Origin of the sequence: Xanthomonas campestris pv. campestris str. ATCC 33913, from assembly GCF_000007145.1 — a bacterium.
In the GTDB taxonomy this organism is placed as follows: Bacteria; Pseudomonadota; Gammaproteobacteria; order Xanthomonadales; family Xanthomonadaceae; genus Xanthomonas; species Xanthomonas campestris.
In genome coordinates, this window is record NC_003902.1 from 4,284,521 (window position 1) to 4,302,628 (window position 18,108).

Consider the following 18,108-nt stretch of genomic DNA (forward strand, 5'->3'; position numbering starts at 1 on the left):
CGTTGCCGCCAAGCAGCGCTGCCCGCCGGAACAGCGCAGACCCGGTCGCGTCTGCAACACGGCGCCGCATCCGTTAGAATGAGATCCATTCTCATTTAATCCCGGGCGCACCCCTGCCCGGGTCCGGCGTCCAGGAGGTCATCGTGTCGGCCACGCAAGTCGCGCTTCAGCAGCAGGTGGAGCGCCTGTACACCGACCACCACGGCTGGCTACAGGGCTGGTTGCGGCGCAAGCTGGGCGACGGGTGCGTGGCGGCCGACCTGGCCCAGGACACCTTCATCAGCGTGATCGATGCCGGCGCGGCCGACCAGATCCGCGAGCCGCGGCCGTTCCTGGCCACCATCGCGCGGCGGCTGATGGCGCACCGCCAGCGGCGCAAGCTGCTGGAGGCCAGCTACCTGGAGATGCTGGCCACGTTGCCGGAAGAGCTGGCGCCTTCGCCGGAGCTGCACCTGCTGGCGCTGGAGGCGGTGCAGCAGCTGGACCAGGCGCTGGACGGCCTGCCGCCGAAAGTGAAGGAGGCCTTCCTGCTGGCGCACCTGCACGAGCTCAGCTACGCGCAGATCGCGCAGCGCCTGGGGGTGTCCAGCAGCTCGGTCAAGCAATACCTCACGCGCGCCAACCGGCAGTGCCTGTTCGCTGTGTCGGCCTGAGTGGTGGCACCGATGTCTGCGAGCAACGCCAGCACGCCGCGCACGCCCCTGGCCGGCGGGCAGCCGATCAGCGCAGAGGTGGCCGACCAGGCCGCCGAGTGGCTGACGGTGCTGATGTCCGGCACCGCCAGCGCGGCGCAATTACGTGACTGGGAACACTGGCGCGCCGCGCATCCGGACCACGCGCGGGCCTGGGCGCATCTGGAGGCGGTGACCGGGCGACTGAAGACGTTGGCACCGCAGGCGGCCTACCGCAGCCTGTCGCCGTATGCCGATGGCAAGCGCCCCGCCTCGCCAGGCCGACGCAAGGCGCTCAACCTGGTGCTGTGGGGCGGGGTGGCCGGCGCCGCCGGGCTGCTGGCCACCCGCACCCAGCGCTGGCAGCAGGCAACGGCCGACTACGCCACCGCCACCGGGCAGCGCCGGATGCTGCAACTGGGCGACGGCACCCGCCTGACCCTCAACACGCGCAGCGCGGTGGATGTGCGCTTCGATACGCACCAGCGCCTGCTGGATCTGGTGGCCGGCGAGATCATGGTGGTGACCGCGCACGCGCTGGGCGCCGCGCAGGACCCGCGCCCACTGCTGGTGCGCACCGTGCACGGCGATGTCCGCGCGCTGGGCACGCGCTTTTGTGTACGCCAGGACCAGGCGCAGAGCCGGGTCACGGTGCTGGAGAGCGCGGTGGAGATTCGTCCGCGTGATGCCACTCACGCCGCGCGCCGCGTGCAGGCCGGCCAGCAATGCGTGTTCAATGCCGCGTTCCTGCAGGCGCCCGGGCCGGCCGATGCGCAGGCCACCGCCTGGGAGCGTGGCCAGTTGATTGCCGACGAGTTGCGGCTGGATGCGTTCGTGGCCGAGCTGGAGCGCTATCGCCCCGGGCTGCTGCGCTGCGACCCGGCGGTGGCCGGCTTGCGCGTCTCCGGGGTGTTTCCGCTGGACGATACCGACCGCATCCTGGCCATGCTGCCCAGCGTGCTGCCAGTGCGGGTACGCCAGCGCAGCCGCTACTGGGTGAGCATCCAGGCGGCCGGTTAGGCGCAGCGATCAACGACTGCGTAGCTGCGAGGCGGGTGCGGCCGTTACTCGAAATCCTATGGTCCTACGGACACTCCAGTTCCTCCGCGCCGTCCGCATCTGCTGACGATTGCTCGCTACGTTTTTCGCGTATCCAAGCGCGGCGATCGCGCTGCGGCGCTTTGCAGATCGTGCCGTACGCGGCGCAGCGCTGAATAAAACTGGGCGGGCACGTCCGATGGGCGAGGTGCGCATCGCCGGGCTGGTCAGGCCGCCGGTGCGGCTGCCAGACACGCAACGCCGTGGTGTCGGCGAGTCGGTATGCGCCCGAAGTTCCGAACGCGCTCTCTGCGGGTGCTCGCGCAAGACACCTCTGTCCGACGACCGCGCGCTGCGGTCATCAGCCAGTCCGGCCCGGGTCTGCGGACGCCCGGCAGACACCGACGCCGCGAGACCTGAAAAAAATTGCGAGATGGGCTGCCCGATCGGCGCGCTCGTGGCACCTCCTTGATGACGGTGTCAGTGCGACGCCACCTCAGATTGCGGGAACCCCCATGTCCATCTCCGACCGCCGCCGCGGCCACCACGCTGTTTCGCTGCACCTCTCATTGCCGCGCGCCGCACTGCCCAGGCCCATCGCCACCGCGATTGCGCTGGCCCTGTGCGGCCTGACGGTGCTCGCCACCAGTCCCGCTGCCGCCGCGCAGGATGCCCAAACCGCGTCCGCGGCCCGGCAGCGCTACAGCATCCCGGCCGGGCCACTGGCACCGGCCCTGCGCAGTCTGGCCGGCTCGGCCAACCTGCTGCTGAGCTTCACCGCTGCGCAGACCGATGGACGCACCACCGCCGGGCTGGACGGCGACTACACCGCTGCCGGCGCGCTGACTGCGGTGCTGGCCGGCAGTGGGTTGCAGGCCGTGCCACTGCAGACCGGCGGCTACGTATTGCGCCCGGCGCCCGCGGCGGTGACCAGCCAGGGCGAAGTGGATGCCTGGCTGCTGCCGACGGTGAAAGTCACCGCACAGGCCGAACGCCGCGCCGCCACCAGCGGCACCGGCAGCTATACCGCGCGCGCGGTCAGCATCGGCCGTGGCGAGCAGCGCCTGAAGGACATCCCGCAGTCGATCAGCGTGGTGACCCGCCAACTGATGGACGAGCAGAACATCACCTCGGTCTACGACGCGCTGGCCAGCACCACCGGCATCACCATCGTGCAGAGCCCGCAGGGTGGCAAATACATCTATGCGCGCGGTTTCGACATCACCACCGTGCAGTACGACGGCGTGCCGCTCAATCGCGGCATGTATGGCCGCGCCAGCAACTACAGCGCCAACATGGGCATCTACGACCGTGCCGAAGTGCTGCGCGGCGCCGCCGGCCTGCTGCAGGGTGCCGGCAACCCCAGCGGTGCGGTGAACCTGGTGCGCAAGCGCCCGCTGGATGTGCCCGGCGTGAGCGTGATGCTGCAGGCCGGCTCCTGGGACCGCTATGGCGCCTTGCTGGATGCCAGCGCCAACCTCACCGACGATGGTGCCTTGCGCGCGCGTGGCGTGATCGACTACCAGGACCAGCGCTCGTTCGTCGATGGTGTGGAGCGGCGCACGCCCACCTATTACGGCACGCTGGATTACAGCGTCTCGCCGCAGACCCAGGTCAGCCTGGCCGCCAGCTACGAAGAATTCGAAGGCCGGCCATTTTTTGGCGGCCTGCCGAGTTACACCGACGGCCGCGATATCGGCCTGCCGCGCAGCACCAACCTGGGCGCGCAGTGGAACCGGCAATCCTCGTCCAACCGCGGCCTGTACCTGGACCTGGACCATCGCTTCAACGCCGATTGGGTGTTCAAGCTCAGCGCGGTGCAGGTGCATGAGCGGCACAACCTCAAGTACGCCAGCTCCAGCCGCGCGATCAACCCGGCCAACGGCACCGGCGCCCTGCTGGCAGCACGCACGATTTCCGAAGCGGACGTGGCCGGCGTGGATGCCAATGTGATCGGGCATTTCAACGCGCTCGGGCGGCGCCACGAGTTGGTGTTAGGTAGCAACTACGCCGAAACCACAGTGGATACGGTCTACGGCAACAAGAACAACTTTCAGACCTTCAACGTGTTCTCGCTGCAACGCAACGTGCGTGCAATCAGCGATGAAGAAATCTTTGCCAGTGCGCGCGAGGCGCGTCACGGCACCTCGCGCGAGCTGGGTCTGTACAGCGCGTTGCGCTGGCAACTGACCGACCCGCTGAAGGCGATCGTGGGTGCACGCGTGAGCTGGCACGACACCAAATGGAACACCACCACCACCGGGCTGTCGCCCTCGCAGTCGATCGAACACACCCGCGAAACCGGGCAGGTCACCCCGTATGCCGGCCTGCTGTACGCGCTCACGCCCACCTGGTCGGCGTATGCCAGTTATGCGGATATTTTCCAGCCGCAGAACGCGCAGAACGAAGCCGGCGACATGCTCAAGCCCATGACCGGCGCCAACTACGAGCTGGGGCTCAAGGGCGAGTGGCTGGATGGCCGCATCAATACCGCCTTTGCGCTGTTCCAGGTGGAGCAGAAGAACCGCGCGCAGGCCGACCTGAGCACCAGCCCCACCTGCCGCAACAACGACTTCTGCTACATCGACAGCGGCAAGGTGCGCAGCCGCGGCTTCGATGCGGAAGTCAGTGGCGAAGTGCTGCGCGACTGGAACCTGTTCGCCGGCTACACCTTCAACCGCACCACCTATCTGCAGGATGTCAGCAGCCAGGGCCAGACCTTCAACAGCTACACGCCCAAGCACCTGCTGCGGGTGTGGACCACCTACCGGCTGCCGGGCGTGTTGCAGGACGTCACCGTGGGGGGCGGCGTGAGCGCGCAGAGTGCGGCGTATCGGCAGATCGGCGCGGCCACTGCAGATATTCCCGGGCGTGCGGTGTGGAATGCGCTGGCGCGTTATCAGGTGAACCGGCAGTGGTCGCTGGCGGTGAACCTCAACAACGTGTTCGACAAGCGCTACTACAGCACCTTGTCGAGCTTCGTGAATGGCCGCTATTACGGCGAGCCGCGCAACGTGATGGTGACCCTGCGCGGCGCGCTGTGATGCGCCGCTGCATGCACGGGACGATGGCCGCATGAGGGAGGGGTTTCGGCAAAGCATGGCGTGGCTGCATACCTGGTGCGGCCTCACCTGCGGCTGGCTGCTGTGCGCGATCTTCCTCACCGGCACGCTCAGCGTGTTCCGCGACCCGATCACCAGCTGGATGCAGGCCAGGCCAACACTGCCCGGCGCCGCCACGCACGCGTCGCTGCCCCAGGCACAGCTGGTGCCACGCGCGCTGGCACACCTGCGCCAACAGGCGGCGCAGGCCACGTTGTGGCGCATCAGTTTGCCGGTGCACTTGGGCGACACGCTGGATGTGGTCTGGCGTGGCCCCGCTGGCGCCGGCCAGGCCACGCTGAGCCCCATCACCGGCGAAGTCCTGCCCACGCCGTGGGGCCGCCAGACTGAAGGCGGGCGGCATTTCATGAGCTTCCACTACACCTTGCAGGGCGGCATTCCCGGCTACTGGCTGGTGGGCTGGGTATCGATGTGCGGATTGATTGCGTTTGTGTCCGGCGTGGTAGTGCACAAGCGCATCTTCCTGGACTTTTTCACCTTCCGCCCGGGCAAGGGGCAGCGCTCGTGGCTGGATGCGCACAACGCCACCGCCGTGCTCACGCTGCCGTTCCTGTTGATGATCGTCTACACCGGGCTGGCGTATTTCTCCACCAGCTATCTCTCCGCGCCGCTGCACGCGCTGTATGGCCAGGACGAAGACGCCTACGCCCGGTACGAGGCGGCGTTGTCGCCTGCCGCCGCGGTACCGGCGACGCAGCCAACCCAGCACGAGCGGATGCAGACCTATCTGCCCGATCTTGTGCAGCGCGCCGCAGCGCTCAATGGTCAGCCTGCGCAAACACTGGTCATTCAACGCCCGGACCAGCCTGGTGGCACGCTGCGTGTAATTGCGCGTGTTGCAGACACCGCGCACTCGCGGCAGTTGCTCAATCCACCGGCCAGCGTGGTGTTCGATACCGGCAGTGGCGCGCTACTGGAGCGGCATGCCGTTGCGGCGCACACACCGCTGCAAGCCGCCGATGTGGATGCGACGATCAAGACCTTGCATGTGGCCGGGTTTGGCGGCTGGACCGCCAAGTGGCTGTACTTCGTCTGTGGCCTGGCCGGTACCGCGATGATCGCCACCGGCACGGTGTTGTTCACCTTCAAGCGCCGGCGCCGCAGCGAGCAGGAATTCGGCACTGCCACGGCCGGCATCTATCGGGTGGTGGAAGCGTGCAACGTGGCCGCACTGGCCGGCACCGCGTTGGCGTGCATTGCGTACTTCTATGCAAACCGCTTGCTGCCGGCAGAGCTGGAGGCGCGTGCGCAGATGGAAATCCGGGTGTTTCTGTGGGTGTGGGCCGGCACGTTGCTACATGGCCTGCTGCGCCCACCGCTGCGCGCCTGGGTGGAGCAATTAGGTATCACCGCCGCATTGTGCATTGGCCTGCCACTGCTCAACGCGGCCAGTACGGGGCAGCATGTTGGCCGCTATCTGCTCGATGGCGACCTGCAGCGCGCTGCGGTGGAACTCACCGCCCTGGGCTTCGGTGTGAGCGTTGCCTATGCCGCGTATCGCGTGCAGCAGCGCGTCAGTGCGCCGCCACCCATGCGTGCGGCGCGGCGCACGCAGACAGCGGAGCCCGGTGCATGAGTAAACCGCCACAGGCATCGCCATGGCGTTACCGCAGCGCTGTCGCTGGGCGCGTGCTGGCGGCCAGCATGGGCGGCTATGCGCTCACCGCCAGTGGCAGCGGCGTGGCCGCGCAGCTGCTGGCCCGCGTGGCAGGCGTGGCGCCGGCCGTTGCGGTGCTGGTGACCACGCTGCTGAGTTTCGTGGTCTACACGCTGCTGGCAATGTGGATGTTCCGCGCGCGCAGTGCGTGGCGGATGTGGTTGTCGATGCTCGTCGCGCTGGCGGTGCTGGCAGGCATCGACTGGGTGCTGCGGGGCAGTGCATGGCCGGCATGATCGCCTCGCTCACGGCGTTGGCGCTGTGCCACGCCGGCATGTTGGCGATTTGCGTGGCGATGCATCGCCATTACGAACAACTCACCGGCCAGCGCACCGCACCGCGTGCGCAGCGCTGGCAGTTGCGCGTGCTCGGTGCATGCCTGCTGCTGAGCGCACTGGGCGTGTGCGTGCGCGCCTGGGGCGGCAGTGCGGGCGCGGTGCTATGGCTGGGCATGGCGAGCGCCGGGGCCTTGTGGGTGGCGCTGGGGCTGGCATATGCACCGCGCCGCAATGCCTGGGTGGCGGTAACGGTGGGATGCCTGGGCGGCGTGGCTGCGGCTGGCGCGGTGCTGGGGCTCGGCTAGCGCGAGCGCAGTGCGCAGATGCGTACGCGGGCGCGTCCTTGCCTGGGTAGGCGCGCTTGCGCGCGAGCTTGGCAGCGCCGGTGACGCGTTCGCGCACGCGTGCGCTCCTACAGGGCACGGCGGTGGCGGTGCACGCGCGGCAGCGCGCCTGCACATGGTGCTACCCGGCAGGGATGCCAGAATCGGGCCATGTCACAGCCCATTCCGTCTGCCTCTCCTGCGCTGGCCGCTCTGATCGAGCGGGCCGTGGCGCGCGTCCGCCACGCCCTGCCTGCCGATGCGCCGTGGCCCGAAGGTGTTGAGCACCCGCTGGCACGCGTAGCGCTGGCCAGTGACTTCGTGGTCGACACGCTCGCCCGCCAACCTGCGCTGCTCGCCCACCTGGCACAGCCAGACCCGCCGCCGCTGCCGGTGCCACGCCTGGACCCGGCGCAGCCGCAGGAGTGGGCCGCACAACTGCGCCGTTACCGCGCAGCCGCCTCCGCGCGCCTGGTGTGGCGCGACGTGCTCGGCCTGGACGATGTAGACGCCACTCTGGCCGGTGCCACCACGCTGGCGGAAACCTGCCTGCAATGCGCGCTGCAGGCACTGGAACAACAGTTTTCCACCCGCCACGGGCAGGTGATTGCCGAAGACGGCAGCGTGCAGCGGCTGGTGGTGTTCGGGCTGGGCAAGCTCGGCGGTGGCGAACTGAATTTTTCCTCCGACGTGGATCTGGTCTATGCGTATCCGCAGGCCGGGCAGTCCGATGGCGCGCGCCCGCTGGCGGCCGAAGAATATTTCGCGCGGCTGGGCCAACAGCTGGCCAGGCTGCTCGACGAAACCACCGCCGATGGCTTCAGCCATCGCGTGGACCTGCGCCTGCGCCCGTTTGGCAGTGCTGGGCGGGTGGCGTTGTCGTTCAACGGCATGGACCAGTACTTCCAGCGCGAAGGCCGTGACTGGGAGCGCTATGCCTGGTTGAAGGCACGCGCGGTGGCCGGCGACATCGCCGCCGGCGAGGCGTGGCTGGAAACGCTGCGCCCGTTCGTGTATCGCCGCTACCTGGATTTCACTGCGCTCGACGGGCTGCGCGACATGAAGGCCGCGATCACCGCCGAAGTGGCGCACCATGCACGCCTGGACGACATCAAGCGCGGGCCGGGCGGCATCCGTGAGATCGAATTCCTGGCTCAATCGCTGCAGCTTATTCGCGGTGGGCGCGAAGCCAGCTTGCGCGAGCGCCGTTTGTTGCCAGCCTTGCAGGCGCTGGTGGACCTCGGGCAGATCGATCCGCCCACCGGTCAGGCATTGGCCGATGCCTACCGCTTCCTGCGCCGGGTGGAGAACCGCCTGCAGATGCTGCGCGATGCACAAACGCATGCCTTGCCGCAGGGCGAGCCGGAGCGCGAACGCATCGCGCTCGGTCTGGGCTATGCGCACTGGCAGGCATTGCTGGAAGCGTTGGCACCGCACCGCACGCGGGTGGCGGCGGAATTTGCCGAGTTGCTGGCACCACGCGTGCACGCTACCGCGCCCGATACGCTGGCCGATTACTGGCGCGCGCTGCCCGAGGGCGATGCGGCGCCGTTGCTGGGCATCGGCCTGCACGATCCCAACAACGCGCATCACATGCTGGCCGATTTCGCACAGTCCTCCGGCGTGCGCGCGCTCTCCGATGGCGCGCGCACGCGGCTGGACCGGGTGATGCCGGCGCTGCTGCATGCGGCGATCCGCGCGACCCAGCCAGACGCCGCGTTGCGGCGCGTGCTCGGCCTGCTGCAGGCCACGCTGCGCCGCACCAGCTACCTGGCGCTGCTCGACGAGCAACCCAGCGCGCTGGCTCGCCTGGTCGATGTGCTCTCGCGCAGTGCCTTGTTGGCCGAGCGCCTGGCTGCGTATCCGCTGCTGCTGGACGAACTGCTCGATACCCGCATCAGCGGTCCGTTGCCCGACCGCGCCGCACTGCATACCGCATGCGTCGACACCTTGCAGATCGACGATACCGAAGCGGCCTTGCGCGAACTCAACGAGCGCCGGCTTGCGTTGAGCTTCCGCATTGCACTGGCCACCCTCGATGGTCGCCAGCAACCCGTGGACAGTACCCAGCAACTGGCCTGGCTTGCCGAGGCGGTGGTGCAGACGGTGTTGCAACTGGCGCGCCGCGAATTGGTCGCCGCGCATGGGCAGGTGCCCGGTGGCGCGTTCGCCATCATCGGCTATGGCAGTCTGGGCGGCCTGGAGCTGGGCTTCGGCTCGGATCTGGATCTGGTGTTTCTCTACGATCACCCACGCGAGGTGGAAGCCTCCGATGGCAAGCGACCGCTGGAAGCCGGGCGCTGGTTTGCGCGGCTTGCGCAGAAGGTGATGACATTGCTGGGCGCCGAAACCGGCGCCGGCCGTCTCTACGACATCGATGTGCGGCTGCGCCCGGACGGCGGCAAGGGTGCGTTGGTGTCCTCGCTCGCCAGCTATCGCGACTATCAACGCGATCGTGCCTGGACCTGGGAGCATCAGGCGCTGGTGCGCGCACGTGCGGTGGCCGGCGATGCCGCGCTTTGCGAAGCGTTCGTGCAGGTGCGTCGCGAGACGCTGACACGCGTGCGCGACCCCGCTCTGCTGCACGAGGACGTGCGCAAGATGCGTGCACGCATGCGCAGCGAACTCGATCGCAGCGATGCCGGGCGACTGGATCTCAAGCAGGGGGCCGGCGGTCTGGTCGACCTGGAATTCCTGTTGCAGGCCGGCGTGCTCGGCCAGGCCGCCCAGCATCCGGCGTTGCTGTTGGCCTGCGCCACGCCCGCATTGATCGACGCGCTGGTGCAGGTGCAGTGGCTACCGGCCGAGAGTGCAGCGCCGCTGCATCACGCCCACGCCACGTTGGTGGAGGCGGGCCTGAGTTGCACATTGGACCGTCGGCCACGCTTGGTGGTCTCCACGCCTCCGATTCGGGATGCTTGCCAAATTGTTGCAGCGATTGCAGATGCGCAGCAGTTGCGATTTCAGCCAGGAAAAGGTGCCTAAAGACGTCGGCGGAGCCAGCCGTTCTCCGCAGTGCGGCACGCCCGGCAGTCCTTGTGCGCTACGCATCAGCACTCGCTCGGGTCTAGGCGTTTCTGGTCATGGACCTTCCTGCATAGAACGCCTGTGCAGCATCCTTACAGACATTCTCGTAAAATACATCGGCATCCTCGGTGGTGTAGCCGGCTCCGACGAAGCATCCGCGCGCGATTTCATGCAACGTATGCCTGACGCTGCTCGCATCGTCGTATACAGCATTGAGGCATGCCACCACTACCCCTACATCCTGTTTGGAAAGACGGGGCTCACCGCTCATCAAGCGTGCGTGGTTGATGCATGCAACGGCATTTGCGCTGGTGAATGAATCGCCTAACCCGGAACAGTCTTCGAAGCCATTGCCTTGCGCGTTGAGCTTGAAGTGCACGATCGGCAGGCCTTCCATATTCTTCTGTTTCGCCATCTCCATGAAGTCTGCAAGAGCTTCGGGTCGATCCTGCAGGCGCCTGGACTGGAACTTCGTTTCCAAATGTTGCAATAACGGCCCGGCGACACTGGTGTTTTTTTTCAATACGCTGATGGACGGATCTTCGAACATCAGGGTCGCATCGATCCTGTCCGTTTGCTCCTGCGATAGCAGCCCGTTGGCGATCAACGTTTTCATGATGACTTTTTCGGGGTGGCCCCAATGCTCGTCGGCGGCATACACCTGACGGAAATTCAGGATCGCTTGGCCGGCAGCGTGTTGTGCCTGCTTGCCAAGTTTGTCGTCGCCCTCCAGTGTACGTTCAAGCAATTCCATGCACTGTTTGAGCGACAACGCTCTGTCGCTCTGGGAATCCTGCTTGAAATGCTGCATGCCGCGATTGATGAAGGGCTGGGTGATTGATCGTGAGGTATATCCGCTTGCACCGGTCTGAGCATTGGGTACGCCGGTCAGAGAGTACTTGTTCTTGGTTTCGTAGAGCGGGCTTCTACTCAGGTCCGGATTGGCCGGGACATGCGTAGGGGCGTACTGGGCAATGCACTCGTCCCTGATGCGCTCGCCCTTGAGGCAGGCAAGGTTGGTGAGCAGCGATTGCCGTGCGTGCTGGCTGTCGAAGAGGTGGCCGATATGAACCTTGGTCGCCGCACGGTAGTCGCTCATGGTGGCGAACTGGTTGGACCCGCACGTTCTGATCGGTACGAAGGGACGGCTGTGCGATGCGCGTTCTCCTTCGGTAGCGCTGTGATACCGCGCGTGATAGCTCTCCGCTTTCACGCATGCTTTCTCAAGCCGATCATTGCTGCTAAATCCGGCCTTGCCGTCGCGGAGCGAGGTCGTTGAAAGAAAGAAGTTGTCTGCCACATAGCCTGCGCCAGCAATGCCAAGAGCGTACTTGGCAGCTCGTGTTGCCCACTGTCCGCCATGGTCTCTGCCATTCTTTGGTGTACCGTCCTGCGTATTGGGTGGACGCTGGCTTTGCTGTTTTTGCTTGTTCTTTCGAGCTGGCAACGCTCCCAGTAAGCCTGCCGTCGTTTCTGCACAGGGAGTGGCTGACGCCGACGCGGGGGTGGATAACCCGGTGGAGGTGCCAGGGGTCAGTAGCCGCTGGACGGTGGCCAACGGCAGTGAGGTTTTTGTTCGCATGATGGGTCTCCTAGAGTGCAGGACGGAAATCAACGATGCCGGTTGAGTCGATGCTAGACGGGCCTATGACCGAACGTAATGAACAGAGCGTACGTAGTAGAGAATTGAGGGGCGTAGCACGACGTTTGCGGGTGCCGTCTGGTGGTTTCATCCATCATCGGTCAGCTCTGTGATTGAAGATGCGGACCGCCCAATCAATTTAGTGTAAGCAATCTCTCGTTCCGCCACGTGATAATGAATACGCCTTATCACGGTGGAGTCACCTGGATTTTCCTGTACTAGGACGTTGCTGACCAAACGCGATATGCCGGTGTTCTCGATGGTGCGTGCAACAGGGTGGGCGCATCAACCGTAGTCGACCTGTAAACCAAGCGTTTTTGATCCCAGTTGACTCACAGGACGACTGTGCCGCAGATCTGCGCACGCTTCCATTTCGACTGCGAAGATGTGATGTCATAAGCGAGCAGCCACGCTGTGGCTCGTATCAGGAGCGTGTGCGATCGATGCACTGCCGTTGGATGCAGGACGTACCCGTATCATGTCGATCCAGGTGTGTGCTGCAGTCACCCGCTCGCGCGCGGCGCACTCCGCCACAGCAGTGCGCGGAACGGTCCGAGCAGAAACACGCCCATGCCCAGCTTCACCGCCAGATCGCCGGCCGCCCAGCTGATCCACGGCAGGCCGGCGCCGGCAAAGGCGATGCTCCAGAAGATCGCCGTATCCAGCGTGGCGCTGCAGGTGGTCGCCACGATCGGCGCGCGCCACCAGTTGCCATTACGCAGACGATCGAACACGCTGATATCCAGCAACTGCGCAGCGATAAACGCGCTGCACGACGCGATTGCGATCCGTGGCGTCGCCAGCCAGATCGACAACACCACCGCCAGCGCAAACCCGCACCAGGCCACCATGCGCGCCGCGCGCGGGCCGAAGCGCCGATTGATCAGGTTGCTCACCAGAAACGCCAACGGATACAAAAACGCGCCCCACGTCAGCCAGTCGTTGATCGGGTACTGCACCAGGATGTTGGACAGCAGCACCACTGCGCCCATGGCCGAGACCGCCCACAACAGGGCGCGAACGGTGAGCGGTGCAAAGGTGGGAGCAGGCGCGGCAGGCATGGCGGGACAACAGCAGTCGTGGACGGCGCTAATTATCCGTGCGTCGCCGCGTATGGGCTACTGCGGCTTCTGGTCAGACTTCACTGTGCTAACAGCGGTCATCACGGACTGAGGCACGCTCGCGCGAAAGAAGGGCGCGAAACAGCCAACACACAGCGATCAGCTGCAGTAGGCAATGCGTGCGATGTGCTGTTGCAGGCTCACAGCGCGCTATTCGCCAGGGCCGTGTTACCAGGCCTGGCTGCTGTTCTGTGCAGCCGATTCCGCAGTCGGCACGAATGCCAGCGCCTCGCCCTGCGCCGATTGCACGGTCCAGCCCGCACCGGCGGGGCTTGGCTGGAAGGTCACCGTCTCGCCAACGCGGAACCCTGCCGCCGGTGCGTCATTGCGGACAGGCCAACGTAGCAATGCGGTGTTGGCAGCTTGCGCAGGATCCTGGAGCTGGACCTCGCTGCCGCCATCGGGCGTGGGGCCTACCGATGTCACGCGCATCGGGGGCAACGGCCCGGCGGATGCCTTGTTCGACGCGTGGCTGAGCGCCTCCGAGCCCGCTACTGCGCTGTGCGTCAGCGCCAACGACACGAAGTACGGCGCGGAGATCACCAGAATGGCCGACATCGCAGACGCGTCGCCACGGGTGATGGTGGTCAGGCCGGCCTGCGCCTGCATCGGCTGGCCGGCGCTGAGCGCCAGCAGCGCCACGAGGCTGACGGATCGGAAGGATGAGGTCATGGAGATGCTCCGTGCGCGGCAGCGCTGCGTGGAATGGAGAACTCCTGCGGCAGCGCCTTGCGCTGTTGCAGCAAGTCGAACACCGACTCGACCGTGATCACCGAGTAATTGCCGGAGATACGTTCGCTGGCCGGATGGTCGGTCACTGCCGCATTGGCCACAAAGAAGCGGGCCCCAATGCGTTTACTCAAATCGAGATGCAGGCGGGTGGGTTGGTAATCGGCATGCTTGAGCCAGGCCTGCGCGCTACGGCGATCCACAACTGGCGCCGCCACCGCTGTGGTCTGTGGGTCGGATTGCGCAAGCGCGGCGGCCAGTATCTCCAGCACCCACTGATTGGAGTTCTGGTAATCGGTAGAAAACGGGTAGGCGATCATGCTGTAGCGCGGCGTGTGCAGGGCGTGCGCCAGGGTACCGGGATCCTGCAACAAGCGCTGCAGCGTTTGTTGCACCTCAGGCGAGGGCACGCCGACGCGCAGATCCGCATGCAGCGCGCTTTCGCCGATGAAATTGCTCAGCCCTTCGCGATAGAGCTCGGAGGTGTCGGATTTGCAGTGATTGAGCAGGTGCTTGATGCGCCAGTTGCCATCGTCCTCGCGCAGTGCGAAGGCGAGATGACTATGTTTCAGCCCATACCGGCTCAGGTCCTGGCCACCGCGTGCCAACAGGACGACGCGTGCACCGTCCAGCCTGTCCAGCGCCTGCTGCGTGGACCGGGCCAGGTCGAACATGGCCGCCAGCGTGGCCGGTGTCGGGTAGTGCGGGATGCAGGTCGGCGCACCGATCGCAGGTAGGGTGGCAAGGAACAGCATGATCGCCATTGCGTAGCGCATGCGGTGTCCGTGAGAGCGCTGCATCTGGGGGCATCTTCCTTGTGCGGTCATGGCGTTGCTGTTGGCCCGGTCATAAGCCCAGGCGCATACGCACCTGCGCCGCAATCCGTTCGGTTTCGCGTACCGGTGTCATAGCGGCCGTGGTAGCCAGAACTTCATCGGCCGCGCACAGGCGCTGGCGCTGCTGCAGTGCCTGCACATAGGCGCCGACACGGCCGCGCGCGAATTCCGCACAGGCCGCCACCACCGGCACGGGTGTGGCGCAGGCTTCGGAGAGCAGGTTGACGGAATCGGCGCTGGCCACGATCGCGTCCGCCCAGCCCAGCAGGCCGGCATACGGGTTGGCGCCATCGCGCGCGTCGCACCACAGCAGGCCGGGGTTGCCCTGCTGCAGGGTGCGCAACAGCGCAACCACCTCCGGCGGCGTGCGGCGCGAGGCGGTGATCAGCAGGCTGCCGCCTGCGGCGCGCACCTGTGCCTGCACGGCATTGCACTGCGCGGCCAGCGCCTGCAGTGTCCACGGCACCTGCGTGGTGGGCCCGCCGATCAACAGCGCCACGCGTGGGCCCGGCAGTGCGCCTACAGCAGGGAATGCCGCGCGCCCGGCGGCCAGCCAGGCGTCGTCCACCGGATGCAGGCTGCCAAGCAGGGTGAGCACGTTCTCGCCACGCAGTGCATCGTGCTCGGGCACCACCACCAAGTCCCACTGGCGCCGGTCGAGCCGCGGGTCCAGGATCTGCACCGCCACGCTGCCGCGGGCGCGCAGCAGGCGCGTGGCCAACGCCGCCTGGCGTCCGCACCCAATCACCAGGCCGGGCGGCTGTTGCAGTTGCGCGGCAAATGCCGGCCCGAAGGCCGAGTTGGCGCCGGGCAGGCGCCGCGGCGCGGCCCAGCGCCAGGGCGCTCTGGCCTGCAGATGCAGTGCATGCACGGTGTCGGGGTGCAGGGCGCGGGCCAGCGCTTCGGCCTGGCGGGCATTGCCGGCGCGCCCGTCGCTTACCGCCCAGGTCACTGCCATCGTTTCAGATCCGACATAGATTTGTTTCAGATTGAGCGTGTGTTCCAGCAATCGCACCACTCTACACTGCGGGTCTTCACACTGGCGCCGTTGCTGCACCCTACTGTCGCCATCCCACTGTCTCCCGGAGTCTCCATGTCCGACCTGCTCAACGCTGCCGCGCTGGATCAGCTGTTTCGCACCGCCCGCACGCAAAACGCCTTCCTCGATACGCCGGTCAGCGAAGACCTGTTGCGCGAGCTCTATGACCTGGTCAAGTGGGGCCCCACCGCGGCCAACGGCTCGCCGGCGCGGTTCGTGTTCGTGACCACCGCCGAGGGCAAGGAAAAGCTCAAGCCGGCATTGTCCGAAGGCAACGCCGCCAAGACCCTGGCCGCACCGGTGACGGCGATCATTGGGTTTGACGAAGACTTCCACGAGAAGCTGCCGTACCTGTTCCCGCATGCCGATGCCAAGAGCTGGTTCGACGGCCCGCGCACGGCGCGCACCGAGTCGGCATTCCGCAACAGCTCGCTGCAGGGCGCGTACCTGATCCTGGCCGCGCGTGCGCTGGGCCTGGATGCCGGCCCGATGTCCGGCTTCGACAATGCCAAGGTGGATGCTGCGTTCTTTGCCGGCACGCCGATTAAATCCAACTTTCTGGTCAATCTCGGGTACGGTGACCCGGCCGGGCTGTTCCCGCGCCTGCCGCGCCTGAGTTTCGACGAAGCCGCACGCATCGCTTAAGCGCGCGGTCGCTGTTTCCCGCAGTCCTCGTCCGTCTGCCCCTGTCCCATCGCGTCGCCTCGGCGCGCTCACCCATCTCAAGGAGTTTCAATGAAGACCACCCATAAGCTGTTGCTGCCGCTCGCCCTGACCCTGGCCATCGCCGGCTGCTCGAAGCCGGCCGACAACGCCGCCGCGCCGGCTGCCGAAACCCCGGCCGCCACCGCCCCGGCCGATGCCGCCGCTGCTGCGCCCGCACCGGCTGCCGATGCGTCGACCGCGCCGGCCGTGCAGGTGGCCTCCGGCACCTACACGCTGGACCCGACCCACACCGACGTGCTGGCGCAGTGGAGCCACTTCGGCTTCTCCAACCCCACCGCGCACTTCGGCAATGTCGACGGCACCCTGGTGTACGACGCTGCCGACGTGACCAAGTCGACCGTGCAGGTGACCCTGCCGCTGTCCGGCTTGAACAGCTTCACCGCCAAGTTCGACGAACACCTGAAGAGCGGTGATTTCTTCGACGCGGCCAAGTTCCCGAGCGCCACCTTCAAGAGCACCAAGGTCGAGTCGGCCGGCACCAACAAGCTGACCGTCACCGGCGATCTGACCATCAAGGACCAGACCAAGCCGGTCGTGCTGGACGTCACCCTCAACGGTGCCGGCGAGCACCCGATGAAGAAGGTGCCGGCCGCTGGTTTCGACGCCACCACCACGATCAAGCGCAGCGATTTCGGCGTTGGCCAGTACGCGCCGAACGTCAGCGACGAAGTCAAGATCCGCATCACCACCGAGGCCCTGCAGGCCAAGGCCGGCGACGCTGCCGCGAAGTAATTCGCCGCGCTGTCGATGCACCGGTGCGCGCAATCGCACCGATGTGTGGAATACAAAAAGCCCGCCAATTGGCGGGCTTTTTGTTTGTGCGCGTGACCGGCGCCATGCAGTGATGCGGTGAACTACAACCGCTCAGCTCGTGTAGGAGCGGCCTTGGCCGCGAGGGCTTCACCCTCAGCCCAAACACCACGCACGACCAATCAGCTCGTGTAGGAGCGGCCTAGGCCGCGAGGGGCTCCACCGTCAGCCCAACACCACGCACGACCAGTCAGCTCGTGTAGGAGCGGCCTAGGCCGCGAGGGGCTCCACCCTCAGCCCAACACCACGCACCACGCACGCCGTAAACCACGCACCAACGCCTCATTCCCCAGCCGGATCCGCCTTCCAATAGCCCTTCGCACGCACTGACTCCTTGTCCACTTGCAGGTGCTCTTCCAGAAACTTGCGCATTGCCCGCGCGCGCATCGATTCGGCGCCGATCCAGTAGAACGTGTCGCCGTCGTGCGGCTCGTAGTCGCGCAGGCTGTCTTCCAGCAGCGTGCTCGTCGCAGCGTCGAAGCCGTTGCGCTCCAGCCAGTAGATATCCGCGTCGGCAGCGCTGAGCAGCTCCTGGCGCTCGGCCGCGTCGGCAATTTCGATGTAGACCTCCGCGTGCATGTCGGCCGGCATGGCTTCCAGCCAGCGGCCGATTGCGGGCAATGCAGTTTCGTCGCCGAGCAGCACATAGTGGTCGTAGTCGTCGGCTACCAGGAACGAGCCGCGTGGGCCGCCGATCTTCAAGTCATCGCCGGGCTGCGCCTGTGCCGCCCAGCTGGAGGCCACGCCATCGCCATGCAGCACGAAATCGATGCTCAATTCGCTACTCTGCGGGTCGAAATAGCGCGGCGTGTAGTCGCGGCCGGGCGAGGGCACGGCGCCCGCGTCGTAGCGCGGGCCTTCGGCCGTCATTGTCGGCAGCACGAAGGCGCCGTCGGCATTGGGAAAGAACAGTTTGACGTGGTCGTCCGGGGCATCGCTCTGGAAGCCGGCCAACTCGCTGCCGCCAAACACGATGCGGCGCATCTGCGGGGTGATCGTTTCGCAGCGCAGTACCTGTACGGAGCGCAGGCGGGGGTCGCGGCGAACTTGGGTATTGGTGTGGACAGCCATGGAGTGCAATTCCTGGGG

Annotated in this window: 15 protein-coding genes and 1 other RNA gene; 10 read left to right on the top strand and 6 right to left on the bottom strand. The window is 66.3% G+C overall.

The window, feature by feature from the left end; genetic code table 11:
* Nucleotides 1-143: 143 nt before the first annotated feature.
* The 8 genes from XCC_RS18615 (at nucleotide 144) to glnE (ending at nucleotide 10,074) form a co-directional block, all read left to right on the top strand.
* The gene (locus XCC_RS18615; protein ID WP_011038677.1) at nucleotides 144-653 is read left to right on the top strand and encodes a sigma-70 family RNA polymerase sigma factor; all 510 of its coding nucleotides are present in this window, start codon (nucleotides 144-146) and stop codon (nucleotides 651-653) included.
* A 12-nt stretch (nucleotides 654-665) separates the two neighbouring features.
* Complete coding sequence (locus tag XCC_RS18620) at nucleotides 666-1,691, top strand: FecR domain-containing protein (RefSeq protein WP_012437238.1); 1,026 nt, start codon at nucleotides 666-668, stop codon at nucleotides 1,689-1,691.
* A 58-nt stretch (nucleotides 1,692-1,749) separates the two neighbouring features.
* Nucleotides 1,750-1,821: non-coding RNA, sX9 sRNA (locus tag XCC_RS18625), on the top strand.
* Nucleotides 1,822-2,224: 403 nt separating this feature from the next.
* Nucleotides 2,225-4,753, top strand: a complete 2,529-nt coding sequence (locus tag XCC_RS18630; protein WP_019237367.1) for a TonB-dependent siderophore receptor — start codon at nucleotides 2,225-2,227, stop codon at nucleotides 4,751-4,753.
* 31 nt (nucleotides 4,754-4,784) lie between these two features.
* Nucleotides 4,785-6,407 (top strand): PepSY-associated TM helix domain-containing protein, encoded by a 1,623-nt coding sequence (locus XCC_RS18635; protein ID WP_011038680.1) that lies wholly within the window; start codon nucleotides 4,785-4,787, stop codon nucleotides 6,405-6,407.
* Entirely contained in the window at nucleotides 6,404-6,724 is a 321-nt protein-coding gene (locus XCC_RS18640; protein ID WP_011038681.1) for a DUF3649 domain-containing protein, read from the top strand. Before XCC_RS18635 ends, XCC_RS18640 begins: the two co-directional genes overlap by 4 nt.
* The gene (locus XCC_RS18645; RefSeq protein ID WP_164923349.1) at nucleotides 6,721-7,071 is read left to right on the top strand and encodes a DUF3325 domain-containing protein; all 351 of its coding nucleotides are present in this window, start codon (nucleotides 6,721-6,723) and stop codon (nucleotides 7,069-7,071) included. Before XCC_RS18640 ends, XCC_RS18645 begins: the two co-directional genes overlap by 4 nt.
* Nucleotides 7,072-7,260: 189 nt before the next feature.
* A complete protein-coding gene (glnE, locus tag XCC_RS18650) occupies nucleotides 7,261-10,074 on the top strand; it encodes a bifunctional [glutamate--ammonia ligase]-adenylyl-L-tyrosine phosphorylase/[glutamate--ammonia-ligase] adenylyltransferase (protein ID WP_011038683.1) in 2,814 nt (937 codons plus the stop codon).
* 82 nt (nucleotides 10,075-10,156) lie between these two features.
* Here glnE and xopAG read toward each other — a convergent pair whose 3' ends face one another.
* From xopAG to XCC_RS18675, 5 genes are all read right to left on the bottom strand, one after another.
* Nucleotides 10,157-11,698 (bottom strand): XopAG/AvrGf1 family type III secretion system effector, encoded by a 1,542-nt coding sequence (xopAG, locus tag XCC_RS22580; RefSeq protein WP_012437245.1) that lies wholly within the window; start codon nucleotides 11,696-11,698, stop codon nucleotides 10,157-10,159.
* A 563-nt stretch (nucleotides 11,699-12,261) separates the two neighbouring features.
* Nucleotides 12,262-12,819, bottom strand: coding sequence for a VUT family protein (locus XCC_RS18660; RefSeq protein WP_011038685.1), 558 nt, complete (start codon nucleotides 12,817-12,819; stop codon nucleotides 12,262-12,264).
* A gap of 228 nt (nucleotides 12,820-13,047) precedes the next feature.
* On the bottom strand, nucleotides 13,048-13,551 hold the full coding sequence (locus XCC_RS18665; RefSeq protein WP_011038686.1) for a hypothetical protein: 504 nt from the start codon (nucleotides 13,549-13,551) through the stop codon (nucleotides 13,048-13,050).
* On the bottom strand, nucleotides 13,548-14,408 hold the full coding sequence (locus XCC_RS18670; RefSeq protein WP_011038687.1) for a DUF2145 domain-containing protein: 861 nt from the start codon (nucleotides 14,406-14,408) through the stop codon (nucleotides 13,548-13,550). The genes XCC_RS18665 and XCC_RS18670 overlap by 4 nt, the downstream gene beginning before the upstream one ends.
* 46 nt (nucleotides 14,409-14,454) lie before the next feature.
* On the bottom strand, nucleotides 14,455-15,402 hold the full coding sequence (locus tag XCC_RS18675) for a mitochondrial fission ELM1 family protein (RefSeq protein ID WP_011038688.1): 948 nt from the start codon (nucleotides 15,400-15,402) through the stop codon (nucleotides 14,455-14,457).
* 135 nt (nucleotides 15,403-15,537) lie between these two features.
* Here XCC_RS18675 and XCC_RS18680 point away from each other — a divergent pair, with 135 nt between their 5' ends.
* Together XCC_RS18680 and XCC_RS18685 are read left to right on the top strand one after the other, a co-directional pair.
* Nucleotides 15,538-16,128, top strand: coding sequence for a malonic semialdehyde reductase (locus XCC_RS18680; RefSeq protein ID WP_011038689.1), 591 nt, complete (start codon nucleotides 15,538-15,540; stop codon nucleotides 16,126-16,128).
* A 90-nt stretch (nucleotides 16,129-16,218) separates the two neighbouring features.
* The gene (locus tag XCC_RS18685) at nucleotides 16,219-16,941 is read left to right on the top strand and encodes a YceI family protein (RefSeq protein ID WP_011038690.1); all 723 of its coding nucleotides are present in this window, start codon (nucleotides 16,219-16,221) and stop codon (nucleotides 16,939-16,941) included.
* Between the two features lie 360 nt (nucleotides 16,942-17,301).
* Here XCC_RS18685 and XCC_RS18690 read toward each other — a convergent pair whose 3' ends face one another.
* Nucleotides 17,302-18,090, bottom strand: coding sequence for a siderophore-interacting protein (locus tag XCC_RS18690; protein ID WP_011038691.1), 789 nt, complete (start codon nucleotides 18,088-18,090; stop codon nucleotides 17,302-17,304).
* Nucleotides 18,091-18,108 lie beyond the last annotated feature (18 nt).

What these genes read in the sequence shown, in the direction of transcription:
- XCC_RS18690 (WP_011038691.1), bottom strand. Translation starts at nt 18,090, where the DNA reads ATGGCTGTCCACACCAATACCCAAGTTCGCCGCGACCCCCGCCTGCGC.
- xopAG (WP_012437245.1), bottom strand. Translation starts at nt 11,698, where the DNA reads ATGCGAACAAAAACCTCACTGCCGTTGGCCACCGTCCAGCGGCTACTG.
- XCC_RS18620 (WP_012437238.1), top strand. Translation starts at nt 666, where the DNA reads ATGTCTGCGAGCAACGCCAGCACGCCGCGCACGCCCCTGGCCGGCGGG.
- XCC_RS18680 (WP_011038689.1), top strand. Translation starts at nt 15,538, where the DNA reads ATGTCCGACCTGCTCAACGCTGCCGCGCTGGATCAGCTGTTTCGCACC.
- XCC_RS18660 (WP_011038685.1), bottom strand. Translation starts at nt 12,819, where the DNA reads ATGCCTGCCGCGCCTGCTCCCACCTTTGCACCGCTCACCGTTCGCGCC.
- XCC_RS18685 (WP_011038690.1), top strand. Translation starts at nt 16,219, where the DNA reads ATGAAGACCACCCATAAGCTGTTGCTGCCGCTCGCCCTGACCCTGGCC.
- XCC_RS18665 (WP_011038686.1), bottom strand. Translation starts at nt 13,551, where the DNA reads ATGACCTCATCCTTCCGATCCGTCAGCCTCGTGGCGCTGCTGGCGCTC.
- XCC_RS18630 (WP_019237367.1), top strand. Translation starts at nt 2,225, where the DNA reads ATGTCCATCTCCGACCGCCGCCGCGGCCACCACGCTGTTTCGCTGCAC.
- XCC_RS18645 (WP_164923349.1), top strand. Translation starts at nt 6,721, where the DNA reads ATGATCGCCTCGCTCACGGCGTTGGCGCTGTGCCACGCCGGCATGTTG.
- XCC_RS18640 (WP_011038681.1), top strand. Translation starts at nt 6,404, where the DNA reads ATGAGTAAACCGCCACAGGCATCGCCATGGCGTTACCGCAGCGCTGTC.
- glnE (WP_011038683.1), top strand. Translation starts at nt 7,261, where the DNA reads ATGTCACAGCCCATTCCGTCTGCCTCTCCTGCGCTGGCCGCTCTGATC.
- XCC_RS18635 (WP_011038680.1), top strand. Translation starts at nt 4,785, where the DNA reads ATGAGGGAGGGGTTTCGGCAAAGCATGGCGTGGCTGCATACCTGGTGC.
- XCC_RS18675 (WP_011038688.1), bottom strand. Translation starts at nt 15,402, where the DNA reads ATGGCAGTGACCTGGGCGGTAAGCGACGGGCGCGCCGGCAATGCCCGC.
- XCC_RS18670 (WP_011038687.1), bottom strand. Translation starts at nt 14,408, where the DNA reads ATGCAGCGCTCTCACGGACACCGCATGCGCTACGCAATGGCGATCATG.